The organism is Marinobacter denitrificans (genome assembly GCF_008795955.1).
Taxonomy (GTDB): domain Bacteria; phylum Pseudomonadota; class Gammaproteobacteria; order Pseudomonadales; family Oleiphilaceae; genus Marinobacter; species Marinobacter denitrificans.
Genome location: NZ_VMHN01000012.1, coordinates 78165 through 100823 on the forward strand (window position 1 = coordinate 78165; position 22659 = coordinate 100823).

The following is a 22659-nucleotide window of genomic DNA, read 5'->3' on the forward strand; positions in this document are numbered from 1 at the left end:
GTTTCCGGTAGCTGGGCCTGGCGGTCAGCATTCAATGATGTTGACCGCCAGCCCTCCCCTTGCCGTTTCCTTGTACTTGTCCAGCATATCGCGGCCGGTTTCCCTCATGGTATGCAACACCTTGTCCAGCGAAACGTAATGCTTGCCGTCGCCCCGCAAGGCCATGATGGCGGCGTCGATGGCTTTGACAGAGGCCATGGCATTGCGCTCGATACAGGGAATCTGCACCAGCCCGCCAATGGGGTCGCAGGTCATGCCCAGATGGTGCTCCATGCCAATTTCGGCGGCGTTTTCCACCTGCTCCGGTGAGCCGCCAGTCGCCGCAGCCAGACCGGCCGCCGCCATGGCACAGGCGGAACCAACTTCGCCCTGGCACCCCACCTCGGCCCCGGAGATCGACGCATTTTCCTTGAACAGCACGCCAATCGCCGCGGCGGTCAACATGAAGCGCACAATCCCGTCTTCGTCCGCCTGGGGGCAGAACTCCCAGTAATAGTGAAGTACAGCCGGAATAATGCCCGCTGCGCCATTCGTTGGCGCAGTTACAATACGGCCCCCGGCGGCGTTTTCCTCGTTGACGGCCAGGGCGTAGAGATTGACCCAGTCCAGGGCGCTCAGGGACGGTGAAATCAGATCCACCCGCTGCTTGTCCATCAGCGAACGGAACAGCGACGCGGCCCGGCGGCGCACCTTGAGGCCACCCGGCAACTCTCCTTCATGGGCAATACCGTTCTGTACGCACTCACGCATCACCCGCCAGAGCTCCAGGATACCGACGCGAATCTCATCCTGTGTTCGCCAGGCCTGTTCATTGGCGTACATGATATCGGCAATTGTCAGTTCCCCTTCCCGGCACAGACTCAGCAGCGCCTTGCCGCTGCCGAAAGGGTATGGTTGTGGAGTGTCGTCTTCACGAATTGCCGGGGTCCCTTCGGCGGTGGCATCCACAACGAATCCACCGCCAACCGAGTAATAGGTTTTTTCATACAGGCACTGCCCCTTACCGTCGAACGCCTGGCAGGTCATGCCATTGGGATGTTCAGGCAGAGACTTACGGCGGTAATAGACCAGGTCGGTATTCTCGCGGAATCGAATGGCGTGGTGCCCCGCCATCAACAGGGTTTCGCTGCTCCGAATCCGTTCCAGGCAAGCCGGCATTTCCTCCGGGTCGATACGGTCAGGCCGTTCACCCTGCAGCCCCATCATCACCGCCGGGCCGGTGCCATGGCCCTTGCCGGTCGCCCCGAGCGAGCCGTACAGGGAAACCCTCACCCTACACACAGGCTCCATCAGCCCTTCTGTTACCAGCGCCCCGGCGAACCGCCGTGCTGCCTCCATGGGACCCACAGTATGTGAGCTGGAAGGACCAATGCCTACCTTGAACAGTTCAAAAAGACTGATGGCCAATGTGTTCCCTCCTTCCGTGGGATGTACCTGAAGAGTAGCGCCTCCTGGCCCCGTTCGCATGCTTGCTGGCGACACCGGAACGATAATTTACGACAGCAGGACAAGTCGCTTGGAGACCATCACGCACCCTGGAATGTCGCATTTGGACCAGTGACATTCCGATTACAGCTTTAGACTGAAGCCAGACTGGAGTTGATCACTTATTGCACTATCGCAGTGCAACAACTAGTGTTGAGGTTGTGCCCAGGCGGGGCAAGGGGGTTACACATGACCACGGACACAGGCTCGCCCACAAACAGGCCCACTCAAGCGCCCTACCGGGTAGGCTTTCTGCTGATCGAAAACTTCACCCTCATTGCCCTTGCAACCGCTGTTGAGCCCTTGCGCGTAGCCAATCAGTTGGCAGGCACCGAGCTCTATTCCTGGAAACTCCTCACCGCAACCGGCGACTATGCCCGCGCCAGTGATGGCATCACCATGGTACCGGACGCATCCATTCAGGAAGAACACAGCTTCGACCTGGTTATTGTTGTGGCGGGCATTGACGTTACCCGGAGTTTCTCGCGCCAGGAAACCACCTGGCTGAAACAGATGGCCCGGCGGCATGTCCTGCTGGGGGCAGTCTGTACCGGACCCTACGTTCTGGCCAGCGCTGGCCTGCTGGATGGCTACGCCTGCAGTGCCCACTGGGAATGCCTGGAAGCCATGCAGGAGGGCTTTCCCCGGGTACAGACCAACAACCATCTGTTTACCGTTGAGCGGGAGCGCATGACGTGCACCGGCGGCACCGTGCCGATGCACATGATGCTTGCCTTTCTGACCAGGCGGCATGGGCAGGAACTCAGCAATGCCGTCTCCCACATGTTTGTCTGCGACCGGGTACGGGAAGACAGTGAACAACAACCCATGCCCATGCATCCGAAACTGGCCTGCGCCCAACCCAAGCTGGCAGAAGCCGCCCAGTTGATGGAAGCCAATATTGAAGAGCCCATCGAGTTGCAGGAACTGGCGACCCTGGCCGGAATATCACGCCGGCAACTGGAACGGCTGTTCCTCAAACACATGGGTTGCACGCCATCGCGGTACTACCTGCGGGTAAGGCTGAACCGCGCCCGCCGCCTTCTCAAGCAGACCTCCTGTTCCATTGTGGAGATTGCGTCCATGTGCGGCTTTGTGTCTGCCACTCACTTCAGCCGCTGCTACCGCAAGACCATGGGGCGAGCTCCCAAATACGAACGGATGGAATTCTTCACTCCGGCCAGGGCCGACGGCGCCCTGACCGATACGATGGCCAGCTTGTCGTCTTCCTCCCTGCAAGCGCTGAAGCGGGCCCGTGCGGAACCGACCTACGGCACCTTTGAAAGCCGGCGTGAGGATACCCTCTCAGGTTAACCCCACTACAAGGCCATCGTCATCCAGGGCAATATCCAGCGCAGCAGGGCGCCGGGGTAGCCCCGGCATAGTCATGATGTCGCCACACACTGCCACCACAAAACCGGCGCCGGCGGCCAGGCGCACTTCCCGCACCGGCAGCATATGCCCCGAGGGTGCCCCCTTTACCGACGAATCCGCAGAGAAGCTGTATTGGGTCTTGGCGATGCACACCGGCAGGTGGCCAAAGCCCAGGCTCTCATACTCTTCCAGTTGCCGCTTGGCCGCGGTTGTAAATTCCACGCTTCCCGCGTGATAGATGCGGGTGGCAATGGTGCGGATCTTGTCCGCCAGTGGCAGGCTGTCCTCGTAGAGAAACTTCACATCAGGCGTGCCCTCATCCATCTGGTCGAGCACCGCCTGGGCCAGTTCAGTAGCCCCTTCGCCTCCGGTTGCCCAGTGGTCGGCAGGCACCGCCCTTACCCCCAGCTCTTCACTGATGGCCTCCACCAGTAACAGCTCTTCCTCGGTGTCGTCAGGGAAACGGTTAATGCACACCACAGGCGTCAGGCCAAACTGCTGAAGGTTCCGGATGTGTCGCTCAAGATTAGCCGCGCCCTCCCGCAACGCGACCAGGTCAGAAATAGCCAGTTTGCTGCGGGGGACTCCTCCCTGCATCTTGAGAGCCCGAATGGTGCAAACGATCACTGCAGCATCAGGACGCAGGCCCGTGTGCCGGCATTTGATATCAATAAACTTTTCCGCACCCAGGTCAGCTCCAAAGCCAGCCTCGGTCACCACGACATCGTTGAGAGCCAGCGCGGCCCGGGTTGCTGTCACGGAGTTGCAGCCATGGGCAATGTTGGCAAACGGCCCGCCATGGATAAACACCGGATTGTGCTCCAGACTCTGCACCAGGTTTGGCTGCAGTGCTTCTTTGAGCAGAACCGTAAGCGAGCCTTCCACGCCAAGGTCACGGACAGTGACCGGGGTCATGTCGGAACGCCTCCCAATGATGATATTGCCCAATCGCTGTTTCAGGTCTGCGCGCCCGTCAGCCAGACAAAGAATCGCCATGATCTCGGACGAAACCGTGATATCAAACCCGGTTTCCCGGGGCACTCCATGGGCTGCACCACCCAGGCCACACACCATGTTGCGCAGGGAACGGTCGGTCAGGTCCATTACCCTTCGCCAGCTTATGTAACGCGGATCCAGCCCGGCTTCATTACCCCAGTGGATATGGTTATCGATCAAGGATGCCAGCAGGTTGTGGGCGGTGGTAATGGCATGGAAGTCGCCGTTAAAGTGAAGGTTGATGTCTTCCATGGGAATGACCTGGGCACGGCCACCGCCAGCGGCTCCACCTTTCATGCCGAAACAGGGGCCAAGGGACGGCTCCCGCAGGCATACGGAAGAGCGGACTCCCAGCCTGTTGAGGCCATCGTTCAGCCCCACACTGGTGGTGGTCTTGCCCTCTCCGGCCGGGGTCGGTGTAATGGCGGTGACCAACACCAGTTTGCCCCGGGGTGCGGTAGCAGAGGTATCCACATAAGCCATATCCAGCTTGGCTTTGTAGTGCCCGAAAGGCACCAGGCTCTCCCCCGGCAGGCCGAAGCGCCGTTGCGCCAGCAGCAGGATCGATTGAGGCTGGACCGAGCGGGCAATCTCGATATCTGGTGTGCCTGGCGGCAGGAACTCCGCGGGGGCCGGTGTGGCTGATGTCAGATTACTGTACTGAAGACTCATGGAAATGCCCCCTCTGGTCCTTTGCGGACCCGCTATGCTCTTGGATCCATTGCGCCGACTGGCGCAGACCTCCGAATGGAAACAGATGGATACCCCGCAGCAGGGTATCCGGGTTGTCCAGGCAATACCGGACCAGGGCACGCACCATGCCGTCTGGCGTCCAGGCCCGAAGCAGTCTGGTGCTCCCCGGGCGGCGTAACATCGCCCTGGCAGAGGCCCCTACCCCACACTGGGCGGCGTAGGCGATAAGGGTTTTCACCCGTGTAGGTCCCGCCATGCCGATGTAGACCGGCACCTCTTCCAGGATATCGCCCAGGCTTTGTAGCCAGTCGATAACTACATCGGCGTCAAACGTAAATTGGGTCACCACCCAGAGCCGGGTGGCCGTAGCGCGGGCGTATTCACGCTTGATACCAAGGGCCTGGACCAGCGTGGCCCGATCCGCCATGGGGTGCCCGCCCGGATGGGCAGCCACTCCAACCCCGTGAAACCGGAACTGGGCCAGCAGACCAGACTCAAGCACTGCTAACGTATCCGGGAATGGGCCGGCGACTGCATCGCTGTCGCCGGCAATCAGCAACAGACGATCCACCCTGTTCTCTTCCAGTTGAACCAACCAGTCCCGCAGTTGCCCACGACTCTCTGCCATGCGTGCTGGCACGTGGGGGATTGGCTGCATGCCGGTATCCAGAAGATGCCGGCAGGCAGCCAATGTGTCGGTGAACTGTCCCTTCGGCAGAAACGGCACGTAAACACAGGTGCCCCGAGGCAGTAGGGCCGGCAGATTCTCTGCTGTCAGTATCTGGCGCGGTGTCGCCTCAATGGAAGCGGAGCGTGCCAGACTACGCAGCTTTGCGGCTGCCTCCTCATCGCGGGGACCGGCTGCCTGTTTTTCACTCACCAGTTTCATAGCCAACGCATCCTGTTGCTAATCCGCGAAGTCGATGCCCTTCGCCCGGGCCCGCTCGCGGGCATTGGGATTCACCGATGGACGGAAGGGAACCTCAACCACTTCCGCCTCCACATCCGTGGTGCCGTCCGCGGCGGCATATTCCACCGGCAGGTGGACCGTCAACCTGGTGCCGATACTGCGCAGATCATAGGGTACATACGCCAGCGCGATGTTCGTCTCCAGTTCCGGCGAGTACCAGGGCGACGTGACATAGCCTTCAGGCTGGCCACCGTTCTCACCGCTGATCAGCCAGAAGTCGTTGGCATAGTCGGTTACCGGGCTGCCGCCAAAACGGATGCCCACCATGATGTGACTAAACGGAGGACGACCGGCATCGATCTGCTCACGAACTTTCTCAAGCTTCTGTTTGCCGATGTAGTCCGCGTCCTTGTTGCGCGGTACCTGGTACGCCAGTGCGCACTGGAACGGCAGTGTTTCCTGGTCGACGTCCTGGCCCCAGGAAAGAATGCCCGCGGCAATCCGTCGGTGGTGCGCAGGGGCAATAACCCGAAGGTTGTGGGGCTCACCCGCTGCAAGCACGGTGTACCATAGATCTTCGGCGTATTTGGTGGCTTCCTTGAGGTATATCTCGTAGCCCTTTTCGCCCGTGAAACCGGTCTGGGAAACGATCACGTCGTGGCCGGCAACCTGGCCTTCCATCAGCCCGTAGAAGGGAATCTCCCTCACCGCTTCACCAAACAGATCCGCCATGAGCGCCTCAGACTTGGGCCCCTGAATCTGAACCGGCGCCACATCGATTTCCGCGATGCTGACATTGAAACCCATACCGATGTTTACGCCCCGCATCCAGAGTTCCAGATCACTGTCGGAAAGTGAAAACCAGAATTCATCCTCGGCGACCCGCAGCAACACAGGGTCATTGATGATGCCGCCCTCCTCGTTGCACAGGATGACGTACTTGCCCCGCATGGGTTTGATCCTCGTGGCATCCCGGGTGATCACGTAGTTTACAAAGCGCTCCGCATCCGGACCCTTGACCTGGATCTGGCGCTCTACCGCCACGTTCCACATGGTGACGTCATTGATCAGGGAATCGTATTCCACCATGGCACCACCGTCTTCCGGGCGAACGTAACCCCTGGGGTGGTACATGCGGTTGTAAACCGTGGCCCGCCAGCAGCCGGCTTCATAGGCAAGGTGCCAATAGGGCGACTTGCGGACCCGTGTGGAAATCAGCATTTCCACCGGCGTTGGACCGGACTGGCGCAGGTTGACAGGAACGCGACGATCAGACTGGTCGACGCTGTCAGGCTGGCGCGCTGCACCTGCCCGTTGTTGTGGATAATCCAGTAATGCGTGTTCGAATTTAACGGCCATTGCTATCTCCCCCTTACCGGGTTGTTGATAGCTCTAATGTGGCCCTGTTTGCTTTTATCGGGTTGAACCAATACGACACTGGCGCAACCAAAAGCGTCAGAGGGGTGGCCAGGCCCACCCCTCTGCTTTTCAGCCTGTCAGTCGTGGGGTATCGGGTCCGGGCTTCGATCCCAGCCCACCATGGCCAGAGTCGCTACCACACCAATCAGCAGACCGATCCAGGGTTCGAAGAACGCCAGCGCGGCACCGATCAGCACGACGGTACCCCTGGAGGCATTATCCCTGGGGATGGACATGGCGATATAGGCGCAGGCAAAACCGGTGAGCACCAGAGTAAGTGAGAGGGCAATGCCCAGCAGAGGCTTCAGGCCTGTCAGCAATGGCAGGAGGAAGTAAATAAACGGCAGGCCCATCAGGTAGTAGGAAGCCATACCACTGTGCAGGCTGCCCATGGCCTTTGGCCCCTGCTTCCAGCGCTGCACCACAATCACGTGGACACCCGTCCAGACCGCCCCCTGGGTTGGGAAGAACGGGGCGAAAATCCCCATCAACGCATTGCGGATCGACAGCGAGAAGTGGGTTCGGTTGAGGTTGATATCAATGTGCTCATCGGTTCGTGTTTTCATGCCATCCCGCAGCACCTCGTTGCCAGTGACGATATCACCGAACAGAATAATGTAGGCAATCAGCGCTAGCGGAATGCTCTGGGCAATCATTTCGATGCTGGGCCAGCCATTGACCAGCGGCGACGCCTTGGCAAACGCATCTGCCAGCGGCGGCACAATAAAGCCCCACTGGATATCGAAACTCACCTCACCCACGAACGGCCCTACCATGGCGGCAATGAGAAAGCCTGGCAGCAGCCCCAGCGCACCCAGCATGAAGAAGAAGCGGCTACGGGCCTTCAACTTCTGCATCGGCACGGAAAAAGTGAAGATCAGGCAGATGGCGCAAGCCAGGGTTGTCGCTATGGGCTGCTCCAACAGGAAGCGCTCCGCGTCATCAATGAAAACCCGCTTGAGTGCGGCAATGGACGCACCGAGAATTATTCCTGCTTTGAGCGTATCGGGCAGCCAGATCACGAATCGTCGCCCCAGCCCGGTGATACCGAGGATAAACACCAGCGACGCAAAGACCAGCGAGAGTGCCGTCATGGCCTGGAAGCGACTCGACGGGTCCTCATAGCCGCCAATTACAAAAGCGAGGATCAATGGCAACGCAGGCGTTATCCAGCCGCCGGCATAGGGCTCACCAAAAATGATGACCGCAGAGGCAATCAGGAAAGCATGAACCATCGACAGTGCCACAGCTTCTTCGAAGCTCAGGCCGAAGTAGGCAGTCATCACCGGAATGAGCGCCAACCCGGTAGCAGCTGATACCAGTAGCCCCTGTAGAAATTCCGACCAACACAATCTGGTGTGGTAAAACGGTACACGAAAGGTAAACGGGCCCCAACGCCAGCCCGCCAGCTCTTGTCTTTCTGCCATATCAGATTACCCGCTTGTCGTTATATTTGTCGTGATCTGAGTATGCGAAGGGTTAGGGTATTCCGCGAATGAATTTTTCTGATTGGCATCGATAAACACCACTGATAACCGGCACCACCGAATGGCTGGCTAACACCCCGGACCAACGATAGACTGAATGGCTTCCCCACGGACGCGATTCACCGAGGAGCAAACGTTGACACTGACCACGCCCGCCCTGCTGTTCCCAGCCATTTCATTGCTGCTACTGGCCTATACCAATCGCTTTCTTGTACTCGCCCAACTGATCCGCCAGCTCAAGCAGATGGACACTGAAGAGGACCACGCCCTTATCGCCAGGCAGATCAGCATGCTGCGCAAGCGCATTGTGCTGACCAAGCGCATGCAGGCTTACGGCGTGCTCAGCTTTTTCCTCTGCACCATGTCCATGTTCGTGCTATTCCTGGGAGCCCAGCTTGCCGGTGCCATAGCATTCGGAATCAGCCTGATACTGCTTTCCATATCATTGCTGTATTCGCTTTACGAAATCGTGATTTCAACCAATGCCATCAACGTTGAACTTGAGAGCTTTGAGGCGAGGAAGCAGGGGCAAGCGGAAAAGCAGGAATAACGAAGTCTTCCAGCAGCGCATTCTGCTTCTGCATGAAATAGGGCGATGCCGGTGGTTGCGGATCAGACGTCATGACAACAGTCATTTCCAGGTCGGGGACAACATACAGCATCTGCCCACCGTATCCCCGGCCGTAATAGGCGCGGTGCCCTGCCAGGTCGGTCACGAACCAGCCATAGCCATATCGGTCGTCGGTATACCGGGACATGCCTCGCTGTGTCCATGACGTGTCGATCCACTCCGGCGAAAGCAACTGTTCACCCGCATGCACACCGTCATTACGATACAGCTCGCCGATTTTGAGCAACGCCATGGGCGACAGACGCATGTCGTTACCACCGAAATAGATTCCCTGGGGGTCCCTTAACCATGGGCGTATCTCTATGCCCAATGGCTCACCCAGCCAGTCACGGGCAATAGCGAGAGTGCTGCGCCCTGTGGCTTCGGTGAGTGCTGCGGAAAGCAGGTGATAGCTCCCCGTGGAATAGAGCATTTCAGCACCAGGTTCCGCGACAAACGGACGGCTGAGAGCATAATCTACCCAGTTATCACTGTTGACCCATTCGCCGTAATAGCGGCCGGAAGTGCGCTGCAGGCCAGCCTGCATGGACAGAAGATGGCTGATGGTGATCTCACTGATTCGGGCGCTGGCGTCTTCAGGCACATCCAGGATGTCCGTGATGGGCTGATCCACACTCGCGATGACTCCACGGTCTATACCCATCCCCACCAGGGCCGAAAGTACTGTCTTGGAAAGGGATTTAATATTGGCGGCTTCATCAATTCCGGGGCCCCGGAACGCCTGCGCGAAGACCGGCTCACCATCGACGGCAATCACCAGGCTGTGCAGGCGGTCAAGCCCCGCAGCCTGTTTGGCCAGGCCGGGAAATAAAGAACCAGATCTGTCCGCGTGAGCGGCAGCTGCGAAGATCACCAGAGGTGCTGCAAGTACAGCTACCGTCATAACGCGCAGGAACCTGTTCAACCCTCCCCCTTATTCAACTCTTTAACTGTCACTACGAGGGCTCACGACGGCCAACGTAACCGTTGCTTTGGAAACAAGCCGCATGTCATCGACTGTGCCGCAATACACTTCGGACTCTACCACCGTCAGGGAGGAACCAGCCTTGAGCACCGTGGCAATGCATTCAAGGTGCGTGCCCTTTGCGGACCTCAACAGTTTCAGGGAGAAATCCGAGGTAAGTACAATCTGCCCGGGCTTTGCCATGGATGCGCCTGCCGCCCCGGCAGTATGGTCTGCCATAGTGGCCTGCACCCCGAAGTGAACAAAGCCATCCTGCTGCAGGTGCCGATTAGCCAGCACAAGCCTGGAGCGACATTCTCCGGATTCGATGGATACCGGCTCAAGGCCCAGGTCTGCAATGAACGGTGCTGAGGAGAAAACCCGCTCCACTTCGTCTTTATTAAAGCTGCCCATGACACCTCCTGACTCTGTTAACTGACGACCCGCCTATTCCTCGAAAACGTGTGCAGCAAGCTGGTCACGAATGTCGTCGGGAACACGAACGGACTTTTGAGTCTTATAGTCAAAATGGATCAGCACTGTTACGCCGCGGGCAACCAGAGCCCCGTTTTGCCACGCTTCCTGAATAATCTCGAACGAGGAGTTGCCGATCTTGCCGATACCAGTGCGCACCTCCACCGGAGTCGCCCAGTAGCACTGTGCCTTCAGGTCTATTTCCATCCTGGCGAGGATGAGTGGCCAGCCTTCTGGTGTCAGGGAGGGGTGGAAAATCCGGAAAACCGGGGTTCTGGCCTGCTCGAACCAGACCGGGTAAACGGTATTGTTGATGTGGCCAAGCGCATCGGTATCGCTGAATCGTGGCTCAACTTCGTAGTAGAACATTCGGAGCACCTTTTTTGTCCAGAGGGCGCAATTCTACCGAAATTCACCTCAGAGGTATGTCACATTCCGGCATCGAACCGGTTCCGGTTCTCGCACCGGCATTGTCTGACCATACAGAACAACCTGCATTTGGTTGCAGCCCAGTTCCACACCAACCTTGTCCCTGCACTCAGGCTGGTATAATGCAAACCCGCCCCGCATCGCACTACCGAGGGCCAGTTCCCCATTGCTCAACAGTTCTCTTGCATCTTGTTTATCCTGCAGCGCAACACTTGCACCGATGGAGCAGCTGACATACACCTCTCCCGTTGATAGCTTGATCGGCAGGGATATATCGGCCAGCAACCGTTCAATGCTGGCACTTAATTTGTCTGCGTTTTTCTGAGCATGTGCAACTGCAAGAAAACGACCGCCACCAAGCCTGCCAACAAACTGAACATTCTCCACCCCGGCGTTGATCCGGTGCACGAGTTCGCGGCTAGCTGTAACCCCGGAGTCATATCCCTTCGAATGAATGATCCGCCCCATGCCACTGACTTCAATAACAAGCACGGCCAGTCCCCCGCCAAATAACAGCTTTTTTTCCAAAACCTTGCAAAGACGAGTTCTTGCAGCCAACCCGACCATTACGGGAAACTCAGGAGTCATTGCCTGGTTTTCAGTTGCCTTCATCGCTGTTTCCTGAAATGTATAGTATGCCCTGAGATTGCACCGCCCCTAGTAAAAGTGCTATCGGGAGTCGCTGAAATTGAATAAGGGATGCCTTACCACCAATCACAAAAGGTCCTGTTCCAGGGCATAACGGACCAGGTCAGAGATACTGGTCGCATCAAGCTTTTCCATCAGGCGGGCCTTATGGGTACTGACTGTCTTCGAGCTCACATTCAGTTTGACGGCAATATCACCCACGGTAATACCCCGGGCAAGATCCAGGAATATTTCATACTCTCGCTTTGTCATCCGGGCATGAGGGTTTTCATCCCCCCGCCCGGTAAGGGCGTCCATCGCCAGTTTGTTCGCAAGCTCGGTGGTGATGTAGACCTGCCCCCTGGCCACCTTTCGCAGCGCGTCCAGTATTTCCGCGGGGGGCTGGGTCTTGGTGATGAATCCATGAGCCCCGGCCCGAATGGTTCGGGTGGCATAAAGGTCTTCCCGATGCATGCTCAGCACCAGTATCCGGGTATCGGGGGCACGCCGCCGCACCTTCTCGATCAGCTCCAGGCCGGAACAGCCCGGCATACTCATATCCATCAGAAATACCGCAGGACAGAACTTGGGCAACTCTTTCAGAGCCTGGTCCCCGTCGATGGCCTCCCCGACAACGTCCATATCCGCTGCAGAGGCGATCAATGAACGCATACCCTCCCGAACGATACTGTGATCATCTGCGATATAAACGCTAATCATCTACTTCCATCTCCAGCGGCAGTTCGACACTGACACGGACACCCCTGCCAATGGCCGACTCAACGGTAAGGTCACCACGGAGCATGGCAACACGTTCACGGATTCCAACAAGCCCCAAACCAGACTTTCGGACTTTGCCGGGATCAAACCCCCTACCATCGTCCCTAATCTCAAGTGACGCGTGTCTGTCTGACTCCAAGTAGTCAATTATGACGGTCGAAGCATTTGAATGACGGCTTATATTGGTCATACATTCCTGCAGAATACGGAACAGTGCTGTCGCCACTTCGCCCCTGGCCCGGCCGTCACCGGTCGGGTCAGCATGCCAGTGCACCTCAAGATCATCGCGGCCGGCGCATTTCTCCAGGAACCACTCGGCGGCAGCTTCGAATCCCAGGTCATCCAGCATCGCCGGGCGCAGATGGGATGAAATCTCCCGCACCTTTTCAACGGCTCCATCCACCGAGCCAATCAAGCTTTCAAGGCGACGGGCATAGGCGGGGGACACTTCCCGGAACTCGTTGACCGCTACGCCCATGTTCAGTTTGAGAGCTGTCAGCGTTTGTCCCAGTTCATCATGCAGATCCCGGGCAATGCGTCGCCGTTCATGCTCAAGAATACTTTCCTGGGCCCGGTTCAGCCGTCTGAGCTCTTCCTGTGAACGGCGCAGCTCAGCCTCTCGTTGCTTGGTCCGGGTAATGTCCCGCTGTACAGCTGCAAAATAGGATTTCTCTCCGGTTCGCCTGGAGGGAATGGGAACAATCTCGATCTCGTTCCAGAAGGGCTGCCCATCCTTGCAATAGTTCACAATCACTTCCTTGATGGGCTCGTGCGCCTCCAGGGCTCTCCTGATCCTGCCAAGTGCCTCCTTATCGGTATCCGGGCCCTGGAACATACGCGGTGTTTTTCCGAGCACCTCCTGTGGCCGATACCCCGTCATCCGCTCCACACCCTCGTTCACATAGATAATACGTGGGCCCGGTTCATCAAGAGGGGTTGTTTCAGTAATGACGATGACATCCTGAATCTGGGCCATGCAGGATTGCAGCAACCGGCGGCTCTCCTCCAGCCGGTAGCGTGCAGTTTTATCCCGGCCGACGCCGAAAACACCGACCACCTGATCACCCACAATGATTGGGATGTAAGTCACCTGAACCACCGACTTCTGCCCGGTCCGGTTTGTTACCTTGCATAGGTAGCTGCAGGGGTTGCCGGCCAGCGCTGCCTCAAAACTCTCCCTTGCCGCCTGCCTGTCAGAATGGTCGACAATCGACTCCCAGTGATAACTGCACAATTGGTCCCTGGGATAGCCTGTCAGGTCTTCGGTGGCATGGTTGGTCTCAACAAGGCGACCTTCCCGGTCCAGGCTGCACACCGCGTCCGGATTCTGGGAAAACAGAGAGCGATAGCGCTGCTCACTCACCGCAAGGCGTTCCGACAGGGCCCGGTACTCGGTAATATCAGTAACCTGAATAAACCGGGAACGATCAGCACAGGGTTTTTCCGCCACCGTTAACCGGAAGCGGCGGCTGTCGATGCAAGCTTCGAACTCCCCAGAGGTTTCCCGGAACTGGGTATCCGGATAAAGGCAGGATTCCAGCTTTGTCTGTCCGGACTGGTCAATCAGGTCAAAGAGGTTTTCTCTTGGAGCGAAGCGCCTATCCAGCAGCCGGCCGGCCTCGTTGAGGTCGCATATCCGGCCCGCCAGATCGACCCGGAGCACCGCTCCGGGTAGCGTATCAATTTGCGGAGCCATTGCTCACCTTTAAAGATTTATTGCATTTCCAGATTTTACTGTAGCACGCTTTCGGCATACCCAAAGATCTGCCCCGACACCGCCTCTCAACAGGCGCTTTGCCTTCCGGCAACCCTGCCAATAATAGTGCCCGCGATGGCAGACAGGGGCAGAATCTCAACCGCTGCTCCCCGCTCAATGGCTTCCCGTGGCATCCCGAATACCACGCAGCTCTCGCGGTCCTGGGCGATGGTGTGGGCACCGGCCTGGCGCATGGCCAGCAGCCCACTGGCACCATCGTCACCCATACCAGTCATGATGATCCCCAGGGCATTACGGCCCGCCACATTGGCCACAGAGCGGAACAGCACATCCACGGAAGGCTTGTGCCGGTTAACCGGAGGCCCGTCGGCAACGCTTACCCGGTACTGGGCGCCGCTGCGACGAAGTTGCATATGCCGACCACCTGGAGCAATCAGCACCAGCCCGGGAATAACACGGTCCCCATCTACTGCCTCACGCACCTCGCAACGACAAAGTTGATTCAATCGATGGGCGAATGCCGCGGTAAATTTTTCTGGCATATGCTGCACCACCACGATACCCGGGCAATCTCCCGGCATCTGTGTCAGCACCGCTTCCAGCGCGTGGGTGCCACCGGTTGATGTACCCAGCGCCACCACTTGGTCAGTGGTATGGCTCATTGCCAAAGGGAGCGCGGGCCTGCGCTCTGTCGGTTGCGTTACCTTGGGAGTTCGAACCGGGCCAAGCCTCGCACGCGCGGCTGCCTTGACCACCTGCAACATTTGCTGGCTCCCCGATTGCAGGAAGTCTTTCAGCCCGACCTTGGGTTTGGTAATAATATCCACCGCTCCGGCAGAGAGGGCCTGCAGCGTCGTATCCGCACCCTTTTCAGTGAGAGTGGAACAGATAACCACCGGCGTAGGATGTTCATGCATCAACTTCCGCAGAAAGGTAATACCATCCATTCGGGGCATTTCAACATCAAGTACGATCACATCCGGCCAGTCCCGCTGCATCTTCTGCAAGGCAAAGATAGGGTCTGGGGCGGCACCTGCGACACGGACACCGGGGTCCGCCCCCAGCATCTGCGTCAGCACTTGTCTGACCACGGCCGAGTCATCAATAATGAACACACTTATAGAGTTGGTCATGCGGCTCCTCCTGATTCAGGAGAGCGCGCGACTCCTTCCCTGCCCTCACCCTGACGCAACCAGACATCGCCGTTGGCAATATCGAAAACCAGCTGCCGGTAACCGGTTCCGCCCATACTGCGGGCGACCACGGTCAGGTTGTGTTGCTGCATCAGCTTTTCCGCTTCCCTTATATTCCGGCGCGCCACTGAACTCCCTCCCGGGCCGACATCAAACATGCTGGCGCCACCGAACAGCTTCGCTTCAAAGCTCTCCGGGCACCTGCGTAACCGTCGCACCTCGATCATCAGCAGCTCCAGTGCATCGTTACCATAGCGGGCATTCAGTGTATCGCCGGGGTGATCTGTACCCGGCAGCATGTAGTGACACATGCCTCCCCGCCTAAGCTCCGGATGCCAGAGCGTAACCGCAATACAGGACCCGAGCGTGGTATGAATGCGCGTATCCCAATCACCGAAATACCATTCCCCCGGGTGCAGAAAAATGTCGATGCCCGATCCCAGTGCTGTTGTCATTTTGCCGCCTGGTAGATAGATGGCGTAACCGCCTCAAGCCCATTGTGGTATCCATTCAGGGTTTCGGAATGGCCGATGATCAGGTAGCCACCGGGCCGCAGGCAGGCCTGCAGGCGGGCGACAATCTGTTGCTTGGTTTCGCCGTTGAAATAGATCATGACATTACGCAGGAAGATGACATCGAAAAGCCCCACATCTGGCAGCCTGGTATTCAGGTTGATCTGCCGGAAATCCACCCGGGCCCGCAGGGCCGGATCCACCATCAGGCTTCCCTCTGCACTTCCGGTACCCCGCAGGCAGTGGCGTTTCAGGCATTCCCGGGGGATTTTATCCGTCCGCGTCATCGGATAACGGCCGCTTCTGGCCCTGTCCAGAACCTGGGTGCTGATGTCGGAAGCGAGAATCTCCCAGCCCGTCTTGCCCAGCGTATCCGACAGCACCATGGCAGCGCTGTATGCCTCTTCACCGCTGGAGCAGGCGGCGCTCCATAGCCGGAAAGGGTGCCGGCGGGAGTGAGCCGGCAGGATTTTGCTGCTGAGGAATTCGAAATGCCGTGGCTCACGGAAGAAATAGGTTTCATTGGTGGTCAACAGGTCCACCGCTGTCTGTTTCTCCGCGGCATCACGCCTGAGATGCTGCCAGTAGGCGCCATAACTGCTCATCTGCAGCGCCTTGAGCCGTTTGGACAGGCGCCCGGCCACCATGGTCTTCTTGCTGGCCGGCATATGGATACCCGCCACCGCAAAGATCATTTGCTGGAAGGCGCTGAACTCCGCATCAGTGAACACCTGTGCGCCGTTGGCAGCAACCGGTGACTTTGCTTCAGTAGTCGCGGGCATCTTTGGGGGCATCCACAATGGCAGCCAGCTCGGCCATTTCACGGGTGTTGAGGGCCTGCTGCACGTTCAGAAGAATGACAAAGTTGCCCTGAACCTTGCCCATACCAGCAATAAAGTCAGCCCTGATCCGGGCCCCGAAGCTCGGTGGCGGCTCAATTTCACCCGGAGGAATTTCCAGCACTTCCGAGACAGCATCCACAATCACACCAATCTCCTGAAGTTGCTCTTCATCGCCGTTGATTCCCTCCACCTCAAGGATGACCACGCAGCTGCGGCGGTTAATCGCACTTTCACCGCGACCAAAGCGCGCAGACAGGTCGATCACCGGTACCACACTGCCCCGTAGATTGATTACGCCCCGCACGAACTCGGGCATCATGGGGACGGTGGTGAGGCTCCCATACTCAATGATTTCTCGAATATACAGGATACCCACCGCAAACATTTCCCGGCCGATCTGAAACGTAAGGTACTGGTTCTGATCTCCGGAGGTGTCCGCTATGCGGACAGCCTCTTCCTTTCTTTGTGGCTGATTCATAAAACCTCCTGTCAGAATCGTACGTATGCGGAGGCGTCGAACTCTTCGCTGTCACGCACAGGCCGGGCCACCTCTCTTCCCTTGTGGGAAACAGTCGATTGGCTGGTTCTGACGGGCGCCTGAGCAACGGGCCCTTCGTTGACCTTGAAGAAGCCCATGGCCTGCTGCAATTGCTCTGCCTGGGACGACATTTCTTCCGAAGTGGCTGCCAGTTCTTCAGAAGCGGACGCGTTCTGCTGGGTAATCTGATTCAGCTGCTCCATGGCACCGTTGATCTGCTCTACACCGGCAGACTGCTCGCTGGAGGCGGCTGCTATTTCCTGCACCAGATCGGATGTCTTCTGGATTGACGGGACCATTTCCGTCAGCAGGCGGCCCGCTCTTTCCGCCAGTTCAACGGACGAGCCCGCAACTTCACCAATTTCCTGCGCCGCAACCTGGCTGCGCTCCGCCAGCTTACGCACTTCGGCAGCGACCACCGCGAAGCCTTTACCATGCTCGCCGGCACGGGCCGCTTCGATGGCAGCGTTCAGTGCCAGAAGGTTGGTCTGATAGGCAATGTCATCGATGATGGAAATTTTCTCGGCAATACTCTTCATCGCTGTGACTGTCTGGGAGACGGCCTCACCGCCTTCAACCGCTTCTTTCGCAGCCTTGCTGGCCATGCCATCGGTAATCGAAGCATTTTCAGTATTCTGGCTGATGGAAGCCGTCATCTGCTCCATGGAAGCACTGGTTTCCTCAACACTGGACGCCTGCTCGCTGGACGCCTGGGACAGGGACTGGCTGGTGGCATTCACCTCCTCAGAGGCTGACGCCAGATTGTCGGCACCGGAGCGAACTTCACTGATGACCTGGGAAAGCTTCTTGACCATGTCATTCATGGCTCCCAGCAGCTGACCGGTTTCGTCTCGGCTGTTAGCGTCGATGCGAACAGTCATGTCGCCATCGGCAAGCTGGCGTGCGGCACCAACCGCAACGTTCAGGGGTCGGGTAATGCCGATGGTGATCAGCCACGCACACACAAGGCCAACAACTACAGCAATGAGTGACGCAATCGCAATTATGGTGATTGCGGCCTCAACCAGGCCTGCCGTAGCAACACCGGCTTCTTCAACCATTCCATCCTGGTAGTTCAGGTAATGCTGGATTGAGTCCACATATCGATCCAGAATCGGGGCTGTTTCGGCAATCCACTGTCGCCCCGCCTCTTCACGATTTCCTGAATCGAGAATGGAAAATACATTCCTTCGGCTATTGGCGTATTCGCTACGGACCTTCTGGATAGCATCAAACCGTGCCTGCCCTTCACCGTCCGCAATCAGGCCATTGAGCTGCTCGTAGGCTGCACTCATTCGCGATGACCGCTCGGAGATCTGGTTATTGAGCCGCGCAATTTCTTTCTCGTTTGTTGTCAGCAACAGGTTGAGTGAGGCGCGGGCATTATTCTGGTTCATGCGCAGCAGGTGATTACCCAGTTGCAGGCGTTCTGCCTGCGGGCCTGTCAGATTATCCACCTGACCATCAACGGTGATAAAACGCTCAGTAGACACACCGGCAACAACGGCCAAAAGCAGCAGCACGAGCCCGAAGGCAAGCCCCAAACGGGTGCCGATTTTCAGATTTTTAAGCATGAGATTTCTCCGGAAACTACGAGTAAGACGCCGACAGCCGTGGCCGGGCGTTGGGATGAATGCCGCGGTTAGCGACGTCTTCGTGCTGGGCGACCTGGTGCATCAGCGCCGGTACATCCAGGATAAGTGCAACCTGTCCGCTGCCAAGAATGGTGGAGCCGGACAGGCCCTTAAGGTGAGAAAATATCCCGCTCAGGGGTTTGATAACGGTCTGGTGCTCGCCGAGCAGCTCGTCCACAATCAGGCCGGCCTTCTGGCCACCGTGCCGAACTACGATAATGTTCTGGCGACGTGAACGTTCGCCGCCATGGCTGAAATGCTCTCGCAGGCGGATCAGTGGCAGGACTTCGTGACGCAGCTTGATATAGTGCTGCTCGTTGCTCACGGCCTGTTGCTCCGCACTCAACTCGGTACATTCCACGACCATCTCGAGCGGGACCACATAAGTGGCTTCACCCACCCGGGCCAGGAAGCCGTCAATAATCGCCAGCGTAAGCGGCAGCCGGATACGGAACGTTGTGCCACCGGCCACTCCCGGCGATACCAGTTCAACGGCACCGCGCAGAGCTTCGATATTCCGGCGTACCACGTCCATACCAACGCCACGGCCGGAAAGGTTGGTTACCTGCTCGACGGTTGAGAACCCGGGCTCGAAAATCAGATTAAATGCCTCCCGGTCCGAGAGCTCCGCATCTGCCCTCACCAGTTCCCGCTCGACGGCCTTGGCGATGATACGGTCACGGTTCAGGCCACTGCCGTCGTCGCTGACTTCGATCACAATGGCGCCGGATTCGTGGTAGGCATTCAGGTGCACCCGGCCCAGGGCCGGCTTGCCCTTCTGGCTGCGCTCGGCAGGGCTCTCAATACCGTGGTCGCAGGCATTGCGCACCAGATGGGTCAGCGGATCGCCGATTTTCTCCACCACGGTTTTGTCCAGCTCGGTATCGGCACCGGTTATCACCAGCTCGATATCCTTGCTGAGCTCCGAGGAAACGTCCCGCACAACCCGCTGGAATTTCTGGAACGTCTCACCGATAGGCACCATCCGCAGATCCAGAGAACTGTCGCGAATTTCCTCTACCAGCAGGTTGAGGTTGGCGGCGGACTCCCGAGCGGTGGAGTTCCCAGATCGATCTGCGTCCAGCGATACCGCGGCGGAAGCGATAACCAGCTCACCGACCAGGTTGATCAGGTGGTCGAGTTTGTCAGCCTGTACGCGAAAATGCTGAACCGGTTTACGACGGCGGCCCCGCTGGGCGTCCGCTTGATCAGCCGGCTGCATCTTGCCCTCGCGGCTGCCGGCCTCCACGATATCCATGTCTGTGGTTGCTGGCGCAGCGACTGCCTCCGGCGCACTGCCCGGCTCCTGGAGCTGCAACTGATAGAGGTCGCCGGCAAACTCGAAAACGTCTTCAATGGCGGCGCGGTTGGCGGTGGTCCGAAGCTCTATCTCAAAGGCGAGATAGCAGGCCTCCGGGTCCAGCTGGTCAAGGCGTGGCAGGCCATCATCCAGGGTATTGACTGAAACCAGTTCACCCAGGGTCCCCAGGAAGCGAATAAAACCCAGCGGGTCCATACCGTGGCGCAGGGCGTCGGCCTGTATGCGCATGCCAATGCGCCAAAGATCGCCTTTTCCGTGCTCAGAGTTCTGAGGTTGTGGGGTTTGGCCGTTGCCGCTCGCCGGCAGTGACTGGAACGGTTCCAGCTCCACCAGCAGCGCATTACCCGCCGGTTGCAGATCAACGGCTTCTGCCGGCTCTGGCACCTCCACCAACAGGCTGATATGGTCCCTGCAACGCAACAGGAGATTGGCGAGTGCTTTACTCAGTTTAATCTCGCCAGCGCGCAACCGGTCCAGCACGTTCTCAACCACGTGGGTAAAGTCCACCACATGATCCAGGCCAAACATGCCTGCAGAGCCCTTGACCGTATGGACGCAGCGAAACAGGGCATTCTGTAACTCGGACTCACCCGGCTGTGACTCCAGATCCAGCAGAATTTGCTCCATATCCGACAACAGTTCCCGGCTTTCGTCCAGGAATGTCTGTAACGCCAGTTCAATATTCATGATGGAGCTCCCACACCCAATACCTCCAGCACCTCCCGCACCGGCTGGCTGTGATTGACCAGCTCAACGGGATCTTCTCCATGGGCGGAGAGACGTTCTGCCATCAACAGCAACTGCAGGCCAGCGGTATCCAGCTCGGTCACTCCAGCCAGATCAATGCGCCTGAGGCTCCCGGAGGCGAATGCGCTGCGCAGGCTCTCCGCTGCGGCGTTGGCCTGGTAGATGGTCAGTTCACCGGCAACCGTAATGCAGCCGGTATCGGCGTCGAATTGCAGTGCGCTACTCATGGCCCCACCAACTTGTTAACCGCCGCCAGCATTTGCTGGGGCTGGAACGGCTTGACCATCCAGGCCTTGGCTCCACCGGCCTGGCCCTGCATTTTTTTGTCTTCGGCGGATTCAGTGGTGAGCATGATCACGGGCGTAAATTTGTACTCCGGGCGTGACTTCACCTCCCGCAGAAACGTTAGGCCGTCCATGTTCGGCATGTTCACGTCAGAGATCATCAGGTGAACCCGCTGGCCGGTGAGTTTGCTCAGGGCATCGCGGCCATCACAGGCCTCGATCACCTCAAAACCCGCCCCTTTTAGAGTCATCGACACCACCTGTCGAATGGAGGCCGAATCGTCAACGATCAGAATGCTTTTACCCATAACTTCAAAACCCGTTACCTATATGTCTCTACCCTCCCCCGCAGGAAAGGATCCGTTGCCCGCTTACTGCTGTCGGTACACAATCAGAAAAAAGTGATATCACCCGTCGCCACCGGCACAGCCGCTTGCTGCTTACCATTTCCGTGGTTGGTGCGCTCTTCTGCCATGGCGTATGAGGCTTCCATGTCACGCATGATTCCCTGCACATCAAGTGCCGTGGCATCACCGGAACTCATGCGCTCGCCAACTCCTTCCATGCTGGCGCTAACGTGGCTCAGCATTTGACTGGTACGATCCTGGAACTGAAGCTGAACCAGCGAGCCTTCAACTTCCGACTGGATGCCCGCATTGGTCCGCCGCAGGGATTCTGCAGACTCCACCAGCCGCGTGCCCAGTCCCCTGAATTCGGAAAGAACCTGCCCGATAGCCACTTCGGAAGTCTCGACAGCCTTACTGTCTCTACCCCTGGAATCCTGAGCTGCACCGACGGCGGCGCGAATGGCATCGCCGATGTAGTTCACTTTGGTGCTGATGCGTTCACCGGTTTCCGCGGAGAGGCGGGAAAGCTTGCGCACTTCGTCAGCCACCACGGCAAATCCACGCCCGTGCTCGCCGGCGCGGGCTGCCTCAATGGCAGCATTCAATGCCAACAGGTTGGTCTGGCCGGCGATGGTGGCAACGTCTTTGGCCATGTTGTCCAGCTCGTCCACAAACGTATCCAGGCCATTGATCTGTTTCAGCAGTCCATCCCGTTCCTGGAGGGCAGTTTTCAGGCTGTTCACAACCGCCTGTAGATCATCCTCTGCTTTACCAAAAGTGCTGCCCATACCGCCTTCCAACGAATTGGCAACAGCGGCTGACATTTCAGTAGCCAGCTTTAATTCGGTCGCGAGGTTGCTGAAGCATCCGCTAAGGTCGACTACTGCTCGTTCGGTCTGGTATCGGGCCGTTTCTACATGCTGGGCCCAGAGCGGGAGGAGTTGTTCTCCAAGGTCCACATGGGCCTCACGAAAGGGCTCGGATGTCCGTGCCTGAAGGTCGGAGTCTTTTAGCTGCTGGCCCACTAAATTCACGATGTGCCGGCGCACCAGTCTCTGAGTTGAAATGGCGAATACAGTGTTTAAGGCTGCCAGGGCCAGGAAAACAGCGATAGCAGTCGACAGGGAGGACAGTGGAAAAAGCGCAAAAACCATCGCTACCACAGTTGGTGCGAAGCTGAATGCGAACAGCAGTCGATAAGGAAAAGATTGATCGTTACTCACGGATAGCCCCTTTTTGCCAAGGCTATCTTCACGCCACCAAGGTGCTTACAACA

22 protein-coding genes are annotated in these 22659 nt (G+C 58.0%); 2 read left to right on the forward strand and 20 right to left on the reverse strand.

All coding sequences use genetic code 11. The annotated features are described in order from the left end of the window. Positions 1-24 precede the first annotated feature (24 nt). Positions 25-1407, reverse strand: coding sequence for an L-serine ammonia-lyase (locus tag FO268_RS21225; RefSeq protein WP_150995205.1), 1383 nt, complete (start codon positions 1405-1407; stop codon positions 25-27). A gap of 267 nt (positions 1408-1674) precedes the next feature. Between FO268_RS21225 and gbdR the strand changes: the two genes are divergently transcribed. Then, positions 1675-2799, forward strand: coding sequence for a choline metabolism transcriptional regulator GbdR (gene gbdR / locus FO268_RS21230; RefSeq protein WP_150995206.1), 1125 nt, complete (start codon positions 1675-1677; stop codon positions 2797-2799). Here the strand turns inward: gbdR and FO268_RS21235 are convergent. The 4 genes from FO268_RS21235 to FO268_RS21250 all read right to left on the reverse strand — a co-directional run bounded on the left by FO268_RS21235 (position 2791) and on the right by FO268_RS21250 (position 8304). Then, positions 2791-4527, reverse strand: coding sequence for a formate--tetrahydrofolate ligase (locus tag FO268_RS21235; RefSeq protein ID WP_150995207.1), 1737 nt, complete (start codon positions 4525-4527; stop codon positions 2791-2793). The two genes, gbdR and FO268_RS21235, sit on opposite strands and share 9 nt — an antisense overlap. Beyond that, positions 4508-5437 (reverse strand): methylenetetrahydrofolate reductase, encoded by a 930-nt coding sequence (locus FO268_RS21240; RefSeq protein ID WP_150995208.1) that lies wholly within the window; start codon positions 5435-5437, stop codon positions 4508-4510. Before FO268_RS21240 ends, FO268_RS21235 begins: the two co-directional genes overlap by 20 nt. Positions 5438-5455: 18 nt before the next feature. Beyond that, positions 5456-6817, reverse strand: a complete 1362-nt coding sequence (locus FO268_RS21245; RefSeq protein WP_150995209.1) for a glycine cleavage T C-terminal barrel domain-containing protein — start codon at positions 6815-6817, stop codon at positions 5456-5458. Between the two features lie 137 nt (positions 6818-6954). Beyond that, positions 6955-8304: a hypothetical protein gene (locus tag FO268_RS21250; RefSeq protein ID WP_150995210.1), complete on the reverse strand. Its 1350-nt coding sequence runs from the start codon at positions 8302-8304 to the stop codon at positions 6955-6957. A 157-nt stretch (positions 8305-8461) separates the two neighbouring features. Between FO268_RS21250 and FO268_RS21255 the strand changes: the two genes are divergently transcribed. Continuing rightward, positions 8462-8914 carry a DUF2721 domain-containing protein gene (locus FO268_RS21255; RefSeq protein ID WP_227716594.1) on the forward strand — a complete coding sequence of 151 codons (453 nt, stop codon included), beginning with the start codon at positions 8462-8464 and terminating at the stop codon, positions 8912-8914. Here the strand turns inward: FO268_RS21255 and FO268_RS21260 are convergent. From FO268_RS21260 to FO268_RS21330, 15 genes are all read right to left on the reverse strand, one after another. Beyond that, positions 8853-9878, reverse strand: a complete 1026-nt coding sequence (locus FO268_RS21260; protein ID WP_150995212.1) for a serine hydrolase domain-containing protein — start codon at positions 9876-9878, stop codon at positions 8853-8855. The genes FO268_RS21255 and FO268_RS21260 overlap by 62 nt on opposite strands. A gap of 42 nt (positions 9879-9920) precedes the next feature. Further along, positions 9921-10352, reverse strand: a complete 432-nt coding sequence (locus FO268_RS21265) for a PaaI family thioesterase (protein WP_150995213.1) — start codon at positions 10350-10352, stop codon at positions 9921-9923. A 33-nt stretch (positions 10353-10385) separates the two neighbouring features. Next, the gene (locus FO268_RS21270; RefSeq protein WP_150995214.1) at positions 10386-10781 is read right to left on the reverse strand and encodes an acyl-CoA thioesterase; all 396 of its coding nucleotides are present in this window, start codon (positions 10779-10781) and stop codon (positions 10386-10388) included. Positions 10782-10829: 48 nt separating this feature from the next. Then, positions 10830-11453 (reverse strand): diguanylate cyclase domain-containing protein, encoded by a 624-nt coding sequence (locus FO268_RS21275; protein WP_150995215.1) that lies wholly within the window; start codon positions 11451-11453, stop codon positions 10830-10832. Between the two features lie 102 nt (positions 11454-11555). Beyond that, positions 11556-12188 (reverse strand): response regulator, encoded by a 633-nt coding sequence (locus FO268_RS21280; protein ID WP_150995216.1) that lies wholly within the window; start codon positions 12186-12188, stop codon positions 11556-11558. Beyond that, a complete protein-coding gene (locus FO268_RS21285; protein WP_150995217.1) occupies positions 12181-13944 on the reverse strand; it encodes a PAS domain-containing sensor histidine kinase in 1764 nt (587 codons plus the stop codon). The genes FO268_RS21280 and FO268_RS21285 overlap by 8 nt, the downstream gene beginning before the upstream one ends. An 86-nt stretch (positions 13945-14030) precedes the next feature. Then, positions 14031-15098: a protein-glutamate methylesterase/protein-glutamine glutaminase gene (locus FO268_RS21290; RefSeq protein ID WP_150995218.1), complete on the reverse strand. Its 1068-nt coding sequence runs from the start codon at positions 15096-15098 to the stop codon at positions 14031-14033. Next, positions 15095-15613: a chemotaxis protein CheD gene (locus FO268_RS21295; protein ID WP_150995219.1), complete on the reverse strand. Its 519-nt coding sequence runs from the start codon at positions 15611-15613 to the stop codon at positions 15095-15097. The genes FO268_RS21290 and FO268_RS21295 overlap by 4 nt, the downstream gene beginning before the upstream one ends. Beyond that, on the reverse strand, positions 15610-16452 hold the full coding sequence (locus tag FO268_RS21300; protein WP_150995220.1) for a CheR family methyltransferase: 843 nt from the start codon (positions 16450-16452) through the stop codon (positions 15610-15612). The genes FO268_RS21295 and FO268_RS21300 overlap by 4 nt, the downstream gene beginning before the upstream one ends. Beyond that, on the reverse strand, positions 16436-16990 hold the full coding sequence (locus FO268_RS21305) for a chemotaxis protein CheW (protein WP_150995221.1): 555 nt from the start codon (positions 16988-16990) through the stop codon (positions 16436-16438). Before FO268_RS21305 ends, FO268_RS21300 begins: the two co-directional genes overlap by 17 nt. Positions 16991-17001: 11 nt before the next feature. Beyond that, the gene (locus tag FO268_RS21310; protein WP_150995222.1) at positions 17002-18624 is read right to left on the reverse strand and encodes a methyl-accepting chemotaxis protein; all 1623 of its coding nucleotides are present in this window, start codon (positions 18622-18624) and stop codon (positions 17002-17004) included. 16 nt (positions 18625-18640) lie between these two features. After that, complete coding sequence (locus FO268_RS21315) at positions 18641-20692, reverse strand: chemotaxis protein CheA (RefSeq protein WP_150995223.1); 2052 nt, start codon at positions 20690-20692, stop codon at positions 18641-18643. Further along, the gene (locus tag FO268_RS21320; RefSeq protein WP_150995224.1) at positions 20689-20979 is read right to left on the reverse strand and encodes an STAS domain-containing protein; all 291 of its coding nucleotides are present in this window, start codon (positions 20977-20979) and stop codon (positions 20689-20691) included. The genes FO268_RS21315 and FO268_RS21320 overlap by 4 nt, the downstream gene beginning before the upstream one ends. Further along, on the reverse strand, positions 20976-21344 hold the full coding sequence (locus tag FO268_RS21325; RefSeq protein WP_150995225.1) for a response regulator: 369 nt from the start codon (positions 21342-21344) through the stop codon (positions 20976-20978). The genes FO268_RS21320 and FO268_RS21325 overlap by 4 nt, the downstream gene beginning before the upstream one ends. A gap of 83 nt (positions 21345-21427) precedes the next feature. Further along, positions 21428-22606, reverse strand: a complete 1179-nt coding sequence (locus FO268_RS21330; protein WP_225316953.1) for a methyl-accepting chemotaxis protein — start codon at positions 22604-22606, stop codon at positions 21428-21430. Positions 22607-22659: the final 53 nt, after the last annotated feature.

Bases quoted from the DNA above. Each gene is read 5' to 3' on its own strand.
- gbdR (WP_150995206.1), top strand. From the start codon at position 1,675: ATGACCACGGACACAGGCTCGCCCACAAACAGGCCCACTCAAGCGCCC.
- FO268_RS21235 (WP_150995207.1), bottom strand. From the start codon at position 4,527: ATGAGTCTTCAGTACAGTAATCTGACATCAGCCACACCGGCCCCCGCG.
- FO268_RS21240 (WP_150995208.1), bottom strand. From the start codon at position 5,437: ATGAAACTGGTGAGTGAAAAACAGGCAGCCGGTCCCCGCGATGAGGAG.
- FO268_RS21245 (WP_150995209.1), bottom strand. From the start codon at position 6,817: ATGGCCGTTAAATTCGAACACGCATTACTGGATTATCCACAACAACGG.
- FO268_RS21250 (WP_150995210.1), bottom strand. From the start codon at position 8,304: ATGGCAGAAAGACAAGAGCTGGCGGGCTGGCGTTGGGGCCCGTTTACC.
- FO268_RS21255 (WP_227716594.1), top strand. From the start codon at position 8,462: ATGGCTTCCCCACGGACGCGATTCACCGAGGAGCAAACGTTGACACTG.
- FO268_RS21260 (WP_150995212.1), bottom strand. From the start codon at position 9,878: ATGACGGTAGCTGTACTTGCAGCACCTCTGGTGATCTTCGCAGCTGCC.
- FO268_RS21265 (WP_150995213.1), bottom strand. From the start codon at position 10,352: ATGGGCAGCTTTAATAAAGACGAAGTGGAGCGGGTTTTCTCCTCAGCA.
- FO268_RS21270 (WP_150995214.1), bottom strand. From the start codon at position 10,781: ATGTTCTACTACGAAGTTGAGCCACGATTCAGCGATACCGATGCGCTT.
- FO268_RS21275 (WP_150995215.1), bottom strand. From the start codon at position 11,453: ATGAAGGCAACTGAAAACCAGGCAATGACTCCTGAGTTTCCCGTAATG.
- FO268_RS21280 (WP_150995216.1), bottom strand. From the start codon at position 12,188: ATGATTAGCGTTTATATCGCAGATGATCACAGTATCGTTCGGGAGGGT.
- FO268_RS21285 (WP_150995217.1), bottom strand. From the start codon at position 13,944: ATGGCTCCGCAAATTGATACGCTACCCGGAGCGGTGCTCCGGGTCGAT.
- FO268_RS21290 (WP_150995218.1), bottom strand. From the start codon at position 15,098: ATGACCAACTCTATAAGTGTGTTCATTATTGATGACTCGGCCGTGGTC.
- FO268_RS21295 (WP_150995219.1), bottom strand. From the start codon at position 15,613: ATGACAACAGCACTGGGATCGGGCATCGACATTTTTCTGCACCCGGGG.
- FO268_RS21300 (WP_150995220.1), bottom strand. From the start codon at position 16,452: ATGCCCGCGACTACTGAAGCAAAGTCACCGGTTGCTGCCAACGGCGCA.
- FO268_RS21305 (WP_150995221.1), bottom strand. From the start codon at position 16,990: ATGAATCAGCCACAAAGAAAGGAAGAGGCTGTCCGCATAGCGGACACC.
- FO268_RS21310 (WP_150995222.1), bottom strand. From the start codon at position 18,624: ATGCTTAAAAATCTGAAAATCGGCACCCGTTTGGGGCTTGCCTTCGGG.
- FO268_RS21315 (WP_150995223.1), bottom strand. From the start codon at position 20,692: ATGAATATTGAACTGGCGTTACAGACATTCCTGGACGAAAGCCGGGAA.
- FO268_RS21320 (WP_150995224.1), bottom strand. From the start codon at position 20,979: ATGAGTAGCGCACTGCAATTCGACGCCGATACCGGCTGCATTACGGTT.
- FO268_RS21325 (WP_150995225.1), bottom strand. From the start codon at position 21,344: ATGGGTAAAAGCATTCTGATCGTTGACGATTCGGCCTCCATTCGACAG.